Source organism: Actinoplanes sp. NBC_00393 (assembly GCF_036053395.1).
Lineage (GTDB): Bacteria > Actinomycetota > Actinomycetes > Mycobacteriales > Micromonosporaceae > Actinoplanes.
The window spans coordinates 7,814,373-7,827,418 of record NZ_CP107942.1; the positions used below are offsets into that span (position 1 = coordinate 7,814,373).

The 13,046-nt window shown below is 70.7% G+C and carries 18 protein-coding genes and 1 pseudogene; 3 read left to right on the forward strand and 16 right to left on the reverse strand.

Annotated features, from left to right (window positions below; all coding sequences use genetic code 11):
* Nucleotides 1–287: 287 nt before the first annotated feature.
* The 8 genes and pseudogenes from OHA21_RS36160 to OHA21_RS36195 form a co-directional block, all read right to left on the reverse strand.
* Nucleotides 288–1,181, reverse strand: a complete 894-nt coding sequence (locus tag OHA21_RS36160) for an alpha/beta fold hydrolase (RefSeq protein ID WP_328462786.1) — start codon at nucleotides 1,179–1,181, stop codon at nucleotides 288–290.
* A 4-nt stretch (nucleotides 1,182–1,185) separates the two neighbouring features.
* The gene (locus tag OHA21_RS36165; RefSeq protein ID WP_328462787.1) at nucleotides 1,186–1,500 is read right to left on the reverse strand and encodes a DUF2516 family protein; all 315 of its coding nucleotides are present in this window, start codon (nucleotides 1,498–1,500) and stop codon (nucleotides 1,186–1,188) included.
* Between the two features lie 72 nt (nucleotides 1,501–1,572).
* Nucleotides 1,573–2,046, reverse strand: coding sequence for a hypothetical protein (locus OHA21_RS36170; protein WP_328462788.1), 474 nt, complete (start codon nucleotides 2,044–2,046; stop codon nucleotides 1,573–1,575).
* Between the two features lie 14 nt (nucleotides 2,047–2,060).
* Nucleotides 2,061–2,435: pseudogene (locus tag OHA21_RS36175) on the reverse strand (helix-turn-helix domain-containing protein); the annotation flags it as partial.
* Between the two features lie 79 nt (nucleotides 2,436–2,514).
* Nucleotides 2,515–3,423, reverse strand: a complete 909-nt coding sequence (locus tag OHA21_RS36180; protein WP_328462790.1) for an asparaginase — start codon at nucleotides 3,421–3,423, stop codon at nucleotides 2,515–2,517.
* Nucleotides 3,420–4,253 (reverse strand): 3-keto-5-aminohexanoate cleavage protein, encoded by an 834-nt coding sequence (locus tag OHA21_RS36185; protein ID WP_328462792.1) that lies wholly within the window; start codon nucleotides 4,251–4,253, stop codon nucleotides 3,420–3,422. The genes OHA21_RS36180 and OHA21_RS36185 overlap by 4 nt, the downstream gene beginning before the upstream one ends.
* A 21-nt stretch (nucleotides 4,254–4,274) precedes the next feature.
* Nucleotides 4,275–5,300 (reverse strand): CAF17-like 4Fe-4S cluster assembly/insertion protein YgfZ, encoded by a 1,026-nt coding sequence (gene ygfZ, locus OHA21_RS36190; RefSeq protein ID WP_328478752.1) that lies wholly within the window; start codon nucleotides 5,298–5,300, stop codon nucleotides 4,275–4,277.
* An 8-nt stretch (nucleotides 5,301–5,308) separates the two neighbouring features.
* The gene (locus OHA21_RS36195; protein WP_328478754.1) at nucleotides 5,309–5,707 is read right to left on the reverse strand and encodes a Fur family transcriptional regulator; all 399 of its coding nucleotides are present in this window, start codon (nucleotides 5,705–5,707) and stop codon (nucleotides 5,309–5,311) included.
* A 55-nt stretch (nucleotides 5,708–5,762) separates the two neighbouring features.
* On the opposite strand from OHA21_RS36195, the gene OHA21_RS36200 reads away from it, so the two are divergent.
* Nucleotides 5,763–6,527 (forward strand): aminotransferase class IV, encoded by a 765-nt coding sequence (locus OHA21_RS36200; protein ID WP_328462794.1) that lies wholly within the window; start codon nucleotides 5,763–5,765, stop codon nucleotides 6,525–6,527.
* Here the strand turns inward: OHA21_RS36200 and OHA21_RS36205 are convergent.
* Together OHA21_RS36205 and mtfM are read right to left on the reverse strand one after the other, a co-directional pair.
* A complete protein-coding gene (locus OHA21_RS36205; RefSeq protein ID WP_328462796.1) occupies nucleotides 6,510–7,109 on the reverse strand; it encodes an FABP family protein in 600 nt (199 codons plus the stop codon). The two genes, OHA21_RS36200 and OHA21_RS36205, sit on opposite strands and share 18 nt — an antisense overlap.
* A complete protein-coding gene (mtfM, locus tag OHA21_RS36210; protein ID WP_328462798.1) occupies nucleotides 7,106–7,210 on the reverse strand; it encodes a small membrane protein MtfM in 105 nt (34 codons plus the stop codon). The genes OHA21_RS36205 and mtfM overlap by 4 nt, the downstream gene beginning before the upstream one ends.
* Before the next feature lie 12 nt (nucleotides 7,211–7,222).
* On the opposite strand from mtfM, the gene OHA21_RS36215 reads away from it, so the two are divergent.
* Entirely contained in the window at nucleotides 7,223–7,597 is a 375-nt protein-coding gene (locus OHA21_RS36215) for a DsrE family protein (RefSeq protein WP_328462800.1), read from the forward strand.
* A 91-nt stretch (nucleotides 7,598–7,688) separates the two neighbouring features.
* On the opposite strand, the gene OHA21_RS36220 is transcribed toward OHA21_RS36215, so the two are convergent.
* The 5 genes from OHA21_RS36220 to OHA21_RS36240 form a co-directional block, all read right to left on the reverse strand.
* A complete protein-coding gene (locus OHA21_RS36220) occupies nucleotides 7,689–8,546 on the reverse strand; it encodes a hypothetical protein (protein ID WP_328462802.1) in 858 nt (285 codons plus the stop codon).
* Nucleotides 8,547–8,561: 15 nt separating this feature from the next.
* On the reverse strand, nucleotides 8,562–8,813 hold the full coding sequence (locus OHA21_RS36225; protein ID WP_328462804.1) for a hypothetical protein: 252 nt from the start codon (nucleotides 8,811–8,813) through the stop codon (nucleotides 8,562–8,564).
* A 47-nt stretch (nucleotides 8,814–8,860) separates the two neighbouring features.
* A complete protein-coding gene (locus tag OHA21_RS36230; RefSeq protein WP_328462806.1) occupies nucleotides 8,861–9,079 on the reverse strand; it encodes a hypothetical protein in 219 nt (72 codons plus the stop codon).
* Between the two features lie 65 nt (nucleotides 9,080–9,144).
* Nucleotides 9,145–9,570, reverse strand: coding sequence for an NUDIX hydrolase (locus OHA21_RS36235; protein WP_328462808.1), 426 nt, complete (start codon nucleotides 9,568–9,570; stop codon nucleotides 9,145–9,147).
* A gap of 2 nt (nucleotides 9,571–9,572) precedes the next feature.
* On the reverse strand, nucleotides 9,573–11,480 hold the full coding sequence (locus tag OHA21_RS36240) for an ATP-dependent DNA helicase (RefSeq protein WP_328462810.1): 1,908 nt from the start codon (nucleotides 11,478–11,480) through the stop codon (nucleotides 9,573–9,575).
* Between the two features lie 176 nt (nucleotides 11,481–11,656).
* Between OHA21_RS36240 and OHA21_RS36245 the strand changes: the two genes are divergently transcribed.
* On the forward strand, nucleotides 11,657–12,163 hold the full coding sequence (locus OHA21_RS36245) for a DUF402 domain-containing protein (RefSeq protein WP_328462812.1): 507 nt from the start codon (nucleotides 11,657–11,659) through the stop codon (nucleotides 12,161–12,163).
* Here OHA21_RS36245 and sigJ read toward each other — a convergent pair.
* Nucleotides 12,146–13,030 carry an RNA polymerase sigma factor SigJ gene (gene sigJ / locus OHA21_RS36250; RefSeq protein ID WP_328462814.1) on the reverse strand — a complete coding sequence of 295 codons (885 nt, stop codon included), beginning with the start codon at nucleotides 13,028–13,030 and terminating at the stop codon, nucleotides 12,146–12,148. The genes OHA21_RS36245 and sigJ overlap by 18 nt on opposite strands.
* Nucleotides 13,031–13,046 lie beyond the last annotated feature (16 nt).

Genomic DNA, 13,046 nt, shown 5'->3' on the forward strand with positions numbered 1-13,046 from the left:
GCAAGTTGTTGCCCGGGCTGGCAGGGTGGATCTTCGGCGGCTGGTTAACAGGGCTGTTCTGAAGCCCGGCAAACAGCCCGGCTAACCAGCCAGCGTCAGACAGCCCGGTTAACCAGCCGGCGTGGGACAGCCCGGTTAACCAGCCGGCGTGGGACAGCCCGGCTAACCAGCCGGCGTGGGACAGCCCGGCTAACCAGCCGGCGTGGGACAGCCCGTTGACCCCCAGCGCCGAACAGCCGTGTCAACCAGCCGGCGCGGAGCAACCCTGTCAACCAGCCACGCTCTCGTCAGCCGGCTGCGTTGAGGAATGTGGAGATTCGGTCGCGCAGCTCCCGGCGACTGTTCCAGAGCACCGCCGGCCGGTCAAAGACCTCGAGCTCAGCATCAGGCAACAACTCGGCCAGCCGCTCCGCCCAGCCGACCGGATGCACCTCGTCCCCCAGGCACCCGATCACCAACGCCCGCCCGCGGAACGCACGCAGCAGCGACTCGTCCGCCATGGCCGGCCGTTCCCAGATCGACTCGAGTTCCACCGCCAGGCCGTCCTGCTGCAGCTGGGCCACCCGCTGTCGCAGGTGGCTCCACCCGGCCGGGGTGTTGCGCACCGCCGCCGGCATCTCCTGCTCGACCGCCTCAGCGATCATCGCCGCCTCGCCGGACTCCACCGAGGCGAGCAATCGCTGCAGGCGTTCGACCGCGGCCGCGGGGCGCTTGCCGTCGAGCGGGGCGGGCAGGTAGAGCACGACGCGCTCGAAACGGTCCGGCGTCTCGCCGAGCAGACGGCAGAGCGCGGCCGCACCCATGCTGACCCCGAGCGCACGGGTCGCCCCGGCCAGGTCGGCCACGCCGCGCAGCTCGGCCGTCAGGTCCTCGAAGGACCAGGGGCCGGGCGGCACATCGGAGCGGCCGTGCCCGCGGAAGTGGAAGAAGGCCCGGCGGCCGGCGACCGCGCTGCCCAGCGGGCGGGTGCCGGCGATGTCGCCGGCGAGCCCGTGTGCGAAGACGGTCACCGGGTCACCGGCGCCGGTGATCAGCTGCTCCAGGCGTACGCCGGAAGGCAGAGTGACCAGCTCGGTGGCCGGACCCGGCAACGTGGGGCGACCGGTTCGCGGCCCGGTCCGATCGGCGCGCTGCAAGCGTGGGCCACCGTCCGGCGGAGGCGGACCGAACCGGCCCCTCACCGGATCACCAGAAGCCCTTGCCGTCCGTCAGATCCTTGAGGCCGGGGCGGACGTCGAGCAGGTAGATGAGCGCCGCGGCGACGCCGATCATGCTGATGATCAGTAGTGACCCCAGGGTCAACACGGTGATCAGCAGGCAGACGCCGATGATCGCCGCCCATGCGCCCTTCGGCAGGGTGCCGAGTGCCTGGAAACCGGCGCCGCGTTGGGTGAGGCAGTGGATCAGTGCCACCGACTGGAGAACCAGCGACAGCAGGAAGACCAACAGGTCGACGTAACCGACGACTGTCGTGTAGAAGATCGGCGCGGAGTAGGCCATGAGGCAGAGTCTATGCCGCGGGCCCCGGCAAACGCCGGGGCCCGCGGATCATGTCGTGCTAGGTGTTGCCGCTTACTCGGCAGCCTTCGGAGCCGGCTTGGCGCGCTTGCGCGGCTTCGGCGCGGCCTCGACGGCCTTGGCCTCGGAGACGGCGGCCTCGACGGCCTTCGGCTCCTCAGTGGTCTCGATGTCAGCGTTCACCACGTCGGCGGCCTCGATCACACCGGTGCCCACGACGCGCTCGCCGCGCGCCACCAGGTCGGTGTAGACCGCGATCGCCCGGTCCTGGGCGAGCTGGGCGAAGGCGGTGGCGGCGCTGGCCGCGTTCTCCCGGAGGGCGACGAAGTCGGTGGTGTTGGCCTTCTCGCGCAGCTCGGCGGCCCGGGTGTTGGCCTGCTCGTTGTAGACCTTCAGCGAGGCGGCAGCCTTGTCGCTGAGCTGGGTCAGCACGGCGGGGAGCTTGCGAAGCTGCTGGTACGCCAGGTCACCGGCGCCGGCAGCGGCGTAGAGCGGTGCAGGGATCTTGGTGTTGGTCTGCTCGGTCATGAGTTCTCCTCGGCGCTCGGGGCGGTGGTCTCGGGGGGCGTGTTGCGCGCGTTCTCGTTGCGGAATGTCTCGTAGATCTGCGACAGGGACTGCTTCTGCGCGATCGTGAGTTCCGGGTCGACCGCGATGGCAGCCAGCACGCCCTGCTGGCCCTCGCCATCGAGCAGTCCCGCCCGCAGGTACATCGCGGGCGTCGACACTCGCAAGGCGCTGGCGATCTGCTGCAGCACCTCGGCGCTCGGCTTGCGTAGGCCACGCTCGATCTGGCTGAGGTAGGGGTTGCTCACCCCCGCCTTGTCGGCAAGCTGCCGCAGCGAGATCTTCGCGGTCTGCCTCAGGTCCCGGATGAACGATCCGATGTCCTCGGGCAGGTCCTTCGGTGTGGCCATGCATCGAAACTAGCTCGGAGTGCTAGCTGTTGCAAGCAAAACGCTTGCTACAGCTAGCGTGAACCGAGTCACCCCACCATCAGAAGACCGCGCGAACCTCACCGACCGGACGACCTCCGCCCAGAATCACCTCGGCCATCTGCGGCACAGCGATGCCGAGCCGATGCAGAGCAGCAAGCAACACCGGGGTACGCGCACGCGCACTCCCATCCGAGATCTTGACCGCCACCGCTCCGACTCCCGGCATCGCTGCCGCGGCCACGCCGTCCGCGCCCTTCTTCACCAGCAGGCCCGGCACCGCGCTCATCAGCACGGTGTCATCCGTGCCCGTGCCCGCCACGAGCGCCGGAAACGCCCGCATGGCGTCGGCAACCCGGCGCTCCGGGCTGCCCGGCTCCGCCTCGACGAGCCTCCGGAACGCGAGGGCCAGCCCGCGCGGAGAGATCGCGAGGACCGGCGCGCCGCACCCGTCCACGCCGGTCGCGGCGACCGGCTCACCGGCCAGTTCGGCCACCGTCTCGGCGAGCGCGACCTGCAACGGGTGCTTGGGATCGAGGTACGAATCGAGCGGCCACCCGTTGACGACACAGGTGGCGAGCATCCCGGCGTGCTTGCCGGAGCAGTTCATCAGGATCGGCTCGGCTTCCCCGCCGGCGCGCAGCCAGGCCTCGCGCGTCACGGAACCGAGCGGCAGATCCGCCGTGCACCGCAGCGCCTCCGGGCCCAACCCGACCGCGGCCAGGATGTCCCGCGCGCGTTCCACGTGGAACCTCTCGCCGTCGTGGCTGCCGCACATCAGGGCCAGGTCAGCCTCGTCGCGCGGCACGAGACCGCAGTTGAGCATCCCGACCGTCTGCAACGGTTTCGCCGAGGAACGGGGGAAGAACGGGCTCTCGACGTCGCCGACGCCGTCACCGCTGGTGAACGCGACGATGCCGTGGTGGACGCTCTCCACGAAGCCGGAGCGGACGACCTCTGCAACGATCATCGGGCAGGCACTCCGAGCAGGTCACGAGCCTGGGCCGGGGTGTACGGCGGCCGCTGCGCCAACTGCGCGAAGGCGACAGCCCGCGCGACCAGCTGCATGTTCGACTCGACCGGGCGGCCCTTCGCGTACGTGAGGGTGTCCTCCATCCCCACCCGCAGGTGCCCACCCGCGCTGAGCGACGCCAGGATCACCGGCAGGGCGCTGCGCCCGATGCCGGTCGCCGAGAACGTGGTGCCCTCCGGCAGGTCACGGATCGCCTGCTCACATGCGGCCACCGCGGCGGTGGTGCCCGGCATCCCGCCCGGCACGCCCATCACCAGGTCGACGTGGACGTGTCCGCCGAACGGCAGGCCGTACTTGCCGAGCAGCCGCTGCAACGAGGTGAGCTGGCCCAGGTCGAAGATCTCGTACTCCGGCACGATGCCGCGCTGCTGCATGCGGGTGTGCAGGTCGACGATGAACTCCCAGCGGTTCAGGAAGACGTCGTCGCCGAAGTTGACCGTACCCATCGTGCAGGACGCCATCTCCGGTCCGGCGTCCAGCACGGCCAGCCGGTCCGCCTCCGGATCGGTGACCGCCCCGCCGGAGGAGAGCTGGACGATCAGCCCGGTGGACTCGCGCAGGGCGGCGACGGTGTCCCGCAGCCGGCCCTGATCCAGGGTGGGCCGGGCGTCAGCGTCCCGGATGTGCACGTGAACGATCGAGGCGCCCAGCGCCTCGCACTCCTTGGCGGTGGCAACGAGCTCATCCAGGGTCACTGGCAGAGCCGGCACGTCCGCCTTGCTGCTCTCCGCGCCGGTCGGGGCGACGGTGATCAAGGTCCCGGTCATGCCTGCATCCTGCCACGGGATTCACCCGTCGATGGCCGCCGCCGACTCCCCCACGACGAGCCTCGCGTCATCCGCGACATTGCGCTTCACCACGGCCAGAGCGATCATGCCGAGCTCGTGGTGACGGACCGCGGTGCCGACGAAACCGACCGCCCGGCCGTCCAGCTCGACCGCGGTGCCCCGGGCCGGCGGGTGGTCGGTGGCGACCCCGTCCAGGTGGAGCAGGACCAGACGGCGCGGCGGGCGGCCCAGGTGATGCACCCGGGCGACCGTCTCCTGGCCGCGGTAGCAACCCTTGTCCAGGTGCACGCCACCGGCGAGGAAACCCGCCTCGGACGGAAGGGTCCGGTGGTCGGTCTCCCAGCCGAGTCGCGGCGCGCGGGCGGCCACCCGAACCGCCTCGTACGCCCAGAGCCCGGCCCGCGCCACACCGAGCTTCTCGATGACCGCCGTTTTCGCCTCGCGGGGAATCAGGAGGTCCACCCCGAGCGGCACTCGACGGGCCAGTCCGCCTTCGTATGCCCGTACCGGATAGCGGCTCGTCGGCTCGGACGGAACGGACCCGGCAGCGAACTTCGGGCCCGGCACCGCGCCCACCCGGGGCTCCCCCAGGTCCGGAAAGAGATCGGCGGCACCCGGCCCGACCAGCGACAGCACCGCCAGCTCACCGCTCGCGTCACGCGGCTCCACCTTGGTGAAGAACCGCATCATCTCCAGGTACTTCAGCAGCCCGGCACCCGCGCCGGGCTCGGTGTCCAGCCAGGCGGTCTCGCCGTCCTCGGTGACGAACGCGTGCTGCTCCACGTGCCCGTGCGGGGAGAGCACGAGCAGTTCGGTGCCGGTCATGGCCGACAGACCGGACAGATGCTGCGTGGTCAGCGTGTGCAGCCAACTCGCCCGCTCCTCGCCGGGCACGGCGATGACGTCCCGGTTCGACCGGTCGACGAGGCCGACCGCGGTCTCCAGCAGGCGCTGCTCACGCATCGGGTCGCCGAAGTGGGCCGACACGCCCGCATCGGCGGAGTTGGGGTCGAGGTCTTCGACCATCACGACGGTCACTCGGACTCCTTGCAGTCGCCGCAGACACCGAAGAGGGAGACGTGGCCGACGTCCACCCGGAAGTCACGCTCGTCGCGGAGCCGCTCGGTGACCGGCAGCATCACCGCCGGGTCCATTTCGGCGATCGAACCGCAGGACCGGCACACCAGGTGGACGTGCTGATCCTCGCCGGCCGGGTGGTAGGTCGGCGAACCGTGCGACAGGTGTGTGTGGTTGACCAGACCGAGCTCCTCGAGGAGCTCCAAGGTCCGGTAGACCGTGGTGATGTTGACGCCGGCAGCCCGCTCCCGGACCGCGTTGTGCACCGACTCCGGTGTCGCATGCCCGAGGTCGTGCACCGCTTCGAGAATCAGCTGACGCTGCGGGGTGAGTCGCAGACCACGCTCACGGAGCATGGCGGCAAGCGAAGTGGCGGACACGGTACGAGCATAGTTCGCTAGTTTCGAACGGGTGACCGACCGCATCCCGGTATCGCCGGGCGACCTCCTCGGCGACGGCGTCTTCGAGACCATGCACCTGCGGCCGGACGGCCCGTGGCTGCTCGACGCCCACCTGGAACGGCTCGCCGCGTCAGCCGCATTGCTCGAGCTGCCGCCGCCCGCCGATGTCCGCGACCGGATCGCCGCAGTCGACGGCACCGGGATGCTCCGCGTGATCTGCACCAGGAGTGGTCTGCTCCACATCGCCGTCTCCGAGATTCCCGACACAGTGCTGCGGGAGCGCCGGGACGGCATCCGGGTGATCAGCGCCGACCTCGGCGTCGCCGCCTTCCGGCGCCCGCCGTGGGACATCTCGGCGGCCAAGTCGCTGTCCTACGCGAGCAATTTCGCGGCCCGGCGGTGGGCGGCGAAGCAGGGCGCCGCCGACCTGATCTGGCTTTCCACCGAGGGGTACGCGCTGGAAGCGCCCACCGCGTCCGTGGTCTGGCTGACCGGTGACCAGCTCTGCACGGTCCCGCCGGCCACAGCGGGCATCCTGCCCGGCATCACCGCCGCACACCTGCTCTCGCTGGCGCCGTCGGTCGGCCTGACCGCCGCCGAGCGGATGATCACGCTGCCCGAACTGGCCGCCGCTGACGCGATCTGGCTGGCGTCCTCGGTGCGCGGGCTGGCCGAGGTCATCGAGCTCGACGGGGTGCCCCGGACACGTTCGTCCTGGACACCCCGCCTGCTGAAACTGCTCGGCTTCCCGGTTTCTTCAGCCGCCGATGCGTAGCAGCCGCGCCGACATGTGCGGCTGCAGACCACTGTTGTCGATCGAGATCTCGTGGGCGTAGAGCAGCGCCCCCTCGACGATGCCGAAGAGCCGGTGCCCGCCGGTCACGTGCAAGCCCGTCGCCGTGTACGCCACCGCGTCCGTGCCCATCTCCAGCCGGGTGGTCGCCGCCTTGCCGAGGTACAGCTCGGCGACCCCGTCCGGGCGGATCATGGTGGCTTCCATCTCGTCGCCGGGCCGGCCGTCGACCAGCACCGGCCGCCAGAACCCGGACTCGACGAGCGCCTGCCCGAGCGGCTTCGACTCGTCGTCGAGCAGCCAGGCGCGTGATTCGTACCGCAAAAAGTCCCGGCCGTCGTGGCTGATCCGGATCTCCTGGGCGAAGTTGTAGTCCTCCTCCTGCGGGAAGCCGCCCTGCCCGCGACCCCGCCACAGACCGACGAACGGCAGCAGCCCCAACAGCGAGGGGTGCAGGTCAGGGCCGGTGCGGAGATCGTGGGTGTCCTCGTACGGATACCGCTCGACGGGCGGCGCGTTGAGCCACGGCGGCGGGCCCAGTGGGTTTTCCGTCTCGCTGCTCACCAACGCCCCCTCGAAATGCGCACTGCCACATAGCCGAAGCCGCCGGCGAGCGCACCCAGCGCAGCCACCAGCAGACTCACGAACCCGATCTCGGTAACCATCCCGCCCATCCTATGCTGGCCGGTATGGCACGTTTGCTGGTCGTCAAGGCCACCGCCGGAGCCGACGCTCCCGAGCGCTGTTCGCAGGCTTTCACCGTGGCGAGCACCGCCGTCGCGTCCGGAGTGGACGTCTCGTTCTGGCTGACCGGCGAGTCCACCTGGTTCGCCCTGCCCGGCCGCGCCGCCGAGTTCGAACTCCCGCACGCCGCACCCCTGCCCGACCTGCTGGACGCCCTGCTCAGCGCCGGCCGCGTGACCGCTTGCACGCAGTGCGCCGCCCGCCGCAGCATCGGCCCCGACGACGTCCTTCCCGGCATCCGCATCGCCGGCGCCGCCGTCTTCGTCGAGGAGATCACCACCGAGGGCGCGCAGGCCCTGGTCTACTGACCGGCCGGCCTGCAGGGGCCCGCTCAGCAACCCGCCCGCCTATGTGACCGGCTCGCCTATGTGACCGGCCCGCCTATGTGACCGGCCTCGCCTATGGGCCGGCCCGGCAGGCGGTGGTCACGCTCACCACGAGCCGCCCACCGTCAGCGGTGGCCACGACCGATGCAGACCCGGCCCGGTACGCCCACTCGCCGCCCTCCGACCACACCGGCATCGCCCCGTCCGGCAGCCCGCGCGGCGCGCCATCCGGCTCAGTCGTCCCCGCGTCAGCCACATAGGTCGCGGCCGTCCCACCGCCAGGGCAGGCCACCGCCCGAACCTCGGCCCGATCATCCGAGACGCCGAGCGTGGCCAACGTCGCCGCAAAAATCTCCGGCGCCTCCCCCGCCGCCGGATCGGCTTGATCAACCGTCCCGGTCGGCGGTCGACACCCGGAATCGACGCGCACAGTCAGCACCTGGTCGGTCGACTGCGCCTCGGCGTCGATGGCGATGAACTCACCGGCATCCGCATACAGCGACAGCCGGGTGGCCCCACGAGTCTTGACCACCCCCGCGCCGTACTTCTCCGGCAGCCCCGCAGCAATCCCGTCCAGCGCGGCCGCCGCCTCGCCTTCCGGCACATAGACGGTCAGATCCCGGCTGACCCGCTTCCCGGTCCAGGCCGGATTGAGCGAGCAGCTCTCGATCCGCAGCTCCCCCAGCCGGATCACCCAGCGCTCATCCTGCGCCGCAGCAACCAGCATCCCGGTGGCTTTCCGCAGCTCAGGCACAGCCTGCCCGATGTCCCGCTGCTCCTGCACAGTCGCCGGATCGTTGCGCGCCGACCAGTACACCCCGGCGACCAGCAGCACGATCCAGACCGCAACCAGCCCGGCCGGCCACCGCCCCCGCCGGCCCACCCGCACCGGCGGCGCCCCCTGATACCCCGGCCCCGTCACGGCAGCCATGGTGACACGCCGCCCTCAAAGGGCAAGCGTCACCCGCAGCGCCATGTCCACCATCTCCACGCTTGCCGGAGCCAATGCGCCCACCCGCGACTTGAGGTAATCCTTGTTCACCTCACCGACCCTGGGAATCTGAGCCACGCCCAGCGTGACTCCGTCGGTGTCGGCAACGACTGGCTGAACCAACTCGGGCGGCCCCACGTCGGAGATCGGCACGGTCAAGGCGCCCGGCCGCCGGGCCGTCACACCGTCGGTTCCCACGATGATCACCTTGTGTTCGTGACCGAGCCGAACGACGGTCCAGACCTCTCCGCGCCTCACTCGTCCTCGTCCCCGAAGAGCCGCTCCAGGGTTTCCCCTTCCCATCCGGGCGGGGCGGGACTCACGACGTGGGCCTGCATCGCCTCGGCGATCGCTTGGTCACGCACGACTCGAGAAATCCAGTCCGACAGGGGAACACCCTGCGCCTCGCTCACGAACCGGGCCGCATACAGCGCGGTCGCGTCCAGCTCGAGAATGACCCGCTCAATCGGCATGCGCCTAACGCTAGGGCATGCCCAGTCAGAAGTCTTAAGCATGTGACTAGTTTACTAGCGCACAGTTACCCATGACTAGATGGGAAGGCGCCGGAATACTCCGCGGAAGCCAGAAATCTTTCGATGACCGCGGCGCTTCCGGGGGTGAAGGGCCGGTCCAGGACCTCGGCCGCGGGGATGAAGAGCATGGCGGCGCCCTCACCCAGAACCACGTCCTCCTGACGCGCGGTCGTCCAGCCGTAGAAGTAATGCTTCACCCGGCCCTGCGCAGGCAACTCTTGCCGAACGAAGAGCCGCAGCGGCTCGACGGCGCGAAGCTGCGCCTCCTCCCACAGCTCCCGAGCCGCACCCTCCGCCGGGGTCTCGCCGGGCTCGACGGAGCCACCCGGCAGACCCCAGACGTTCGGAAAATAGGGAGCCTTGTCGTCACGCAACTGGAGCAGCAGCGCTCCGGCCGCATCGACAAGGAGGGTGCACGCGATCTGCAGCATGATCAGCTCTTGGCCAGCCGGTTGAGGGCGCCGAGCGCCACGTCGGGACGTGTCGTGTACCAGAACGGGGGCAGCGACTTGCGCAGGAAGGCGCCGTAACCGCGGGCGGTCTCCAGGCGGGAGTCGAGGACCGCCACCACGCCCTTGTCGCCGGTCGAGCGGATCAGCCGGCCGACGCCCTGGGCCAGGCGGACCGCCGCGATCGGCACGCTCACCGCGGCGAAGCCGGAGCCGCCGGACGAGTCGACCGCCGCCGAGCGGGCCGCGGCCAGTGGCTCGTCGGGGCGTGGGAAGGGCAGCCGGTCGATCACCACGAGCTGGCAGGAGTCGCCGGGCACGTCGACGCCCTGCCAGAGCGACATCACCCCGAACAGGCAGCTCGCCTTCTCCTCCCGGAACTTGCGGACCAGGATCGGCAGCGTCTCGTCACCCTGCAGCAGGATCGGCAGGTCGGTCTTGCTGCGCAACAGCTCGGCCGCCTGGGTGGCGGCCTTACGAGAAGAGAACAGCCCGAGCGTACGCCCACCGAGCGCCTCGACCAGCCGAAGCAACTCCGCACCGGCAGCGTCGGGCAGACCGGACATCGCGGGCCGGGGAAGGTGCGCCGCAACGTACAGAATCCCCTGCTTCGGATAGTCGAACGGCGAGCCGACATCCAGCGAGGTCCAGCCGTCACCGGAGGCGGGTGTGCCCTCCGGACCGGGCGTGGCCGCCGGAAGGCCGAGCGACCGGGCGACCGTGTCGAACCGGCCGCCCAGCGTCAACGTCGCCGAGGTGACCACGACGGTCCGGTCCGAATACAGGCTCTCGGAGAGGGTGCCGGCGACCGAGAGCGGGGCGACCACGAGGGCCCGCCGGCCGCTGCCCAGGTCGGATTTCTCCACCCAGGCGACATCGAAGTCGTCCTCCTCCAGCAGGCGCTGGGACGTGCTGGAGAGCTCGTCGAGGACCGCTTTGGCCTGCTGCTTGCCGACCGGGTCGGAGTCGTCGGACTTGATCTCGCCGATCGCGGAGAGCCCGGCCCGGGTCGCCGACTCCAGCAGGGTGACCGCGATCCGCAGCTGGTCGGGCAGGCCGGTGGTGAGCCGCCCGGCGGGCACCTCGGCGAGGCCCACGGTGAGCGCGTCGGCCGCCTGGGCCAGTTGCTCGGCGGCGGCCGGCGGGATCATGGTGCGGGCGCGGCGGCCGGCCCGCTGGATCGCCTCCGGGGTGAGCTCGGCCTGCGCGGCCGAGGAGACCCGGTCGGCCAGCTCGTGTGCCTCGTCGACGACGAGCAGCTTGTGCGGCGGGACGATGTGCCGGCCGGCCAGCATGTCGACGGCGAGCAGACTGTGGTTGGTGACGACGATGTCGGCTTCCCGGGCGCGGGCGCGGGACGCCTCGGCGAAGCACTCCTGCCCATACGGACAGCGGGCGGCGCCGACGCAGTCCCGCGCGGGCATGGAGACGGACCGCCAGGCGGTGTCGTCGACGCCCGGGTCCAGCTCGTCGCGGTCGCCGGTCTCGGTCTTCTCCGCCCAGGCCCGGATCCGGATGATCTGTTTGCCGAGCCGGCCCGCCTCGCCGAGCCACTGCCCGGCCTTGGGCGCCGGCGGGTCGTCGAAGAGGGTGTCGGTCGGCGCCTCCTCGTCGGCGTGATCCAGTTTCGCCGCGCAGAGGTAGTGGTGCCGGCCTTTCAGCACGGCGAAGGTGGGCCGGCGCCCGAGCACCGGCTCGACGGCCTCGGCCAGGCGCGGAAGGTCGTGCTCGACCAGCTGATTCTGCAGAGCCAGGGTGGCGGTGGAGACGACCACCGGACCGTCCACGAGCAGGGCCGGTGTCAGATAGCCCAGGCTCTTGCCGGTGCCGGTGCCGGCCTGGACGAGCAGGTGCTCGCGATCCTTGATCGCCTTGTCGATGGCCTCGACCATGGCCTGCTGGCCTGGGCGGGCGGATCCGCCGGGAACCGCCCCGACGGCTGCGGCAAGGAGCTTTTCAGCGGTCGCCTTTTTCCTGGAGGCAGAAGCAGGTTTCTGGGTAGCTGCGGGCACGGAGGAACCGTACCCGCCACCACCGACAGAACCGGCTCACCGCTAGGGTGCACCTCATGCCGAGCGAGATGGTCCGGGTCATCTACACGAAGTACGACGGTTCGGCGCATCGTGACTACCCGGCCCGCCGTCTGGCCGAGGACGACCTCGGCATCTGGGTCGGCGTGACCCGCGGGACCGCCTCGGTCTACCACGGCCGCCCCTCGGTCGAGCAGATCCCGTTCGTCCTGCTCATCCCGCATCACGCCTGGTGGACCGGGATGTTCAACCCACCCCCGCGGACCAGCGAGGTGTATTGCGACATCACCACGCCGGCCCGCTGGGAGGGTGACACCGTGCACATCATCGACCTGGACCTGGACGCGGTGCGGCGCCGCGAGACCGGCCTGGTCGAGCTGCGTGACGAGGACGAGTTCGAGGAGCACCGGAAGGCCTTCGGGTACCCGGACGACGTGGTCGCCAACGCGCACGCGGCGGCCCGGCAGCTGCTGGCGTCGCTCGGCGACGGCACCGAGCCGTTCGCCTCGCATTACCGCAAGCACCTGCTAGAGGTCACCCAGTAACACCTTCTCGGGGTTCTGCTGGTTGAAGAGCCCGGTGATCCGGCCGTCGTCGACCGCGACCGTGAGCACCGCGAGCAACTGCTCCCCGCTTGCCCGGACGCCGCGCAGCAGCACCGCGGCCGAGCCGTTGACCAGCACCGGCTCCACCTTGGCGTCGACCACGTCGGCCAGTTTGTTCTGCAGCAGCCCGACCCAGAACCGGGCCACCTTGTCGGCGCCGAACACCGGGTTGAGCGCGGTGCGGACCATGCCACCGCCGTCACTGACGGCCACCACATCGGGCGCGAGCACGGCGGCGAGCGTACGCATGTCCCCGCTCTGCGCCGCCATGAGGAAGGCGTTCAGCACCTTGCGCTGCTCGGCCAGCCCGGCGGTGTGCCGGATGCCGCCGTCGGAGGCGGCGCGCCGGGCGCGGGACGCGTGCTGCCGGGCGGCCGCCGGCGTGGTGTCGAGCACCTCGGCCACCTCGTCGAACGGCACGCCGAACGCGTCGTGCAGCACGAACGCCACGCGCTGTTCAGGGGTGAGCCGTTCCAGCACCACGAGCAGCGCCACGCTGACCTGGTCGGCGAGCTCGGCCCGGCCGGCCGGGTCCGCGTCCGGATCCACCACGTAGGTGGGCAGCCACTGGCCGGGGTACGCGGCTCGGCGTACCCGAGCGGAATTGAGCTGGTCCAGGCAGATGCGGGCGGTGACCGTGGTGAGCCAGCCCCGCACATCGCGGATCTCGTCCCGATGCTGCGCGTAGCGCAGCCAGGCCTCCTGCACAGCGTCCTCGGCCTCGGTCCGGTTGCCGAGCATCCGGTAGGCGACGGCCGTCAGATAGGAGCGCTGGGCCTCGAACTCGTCGACTGTCGCGGACGGCATAGGGGAATTCTGCGCG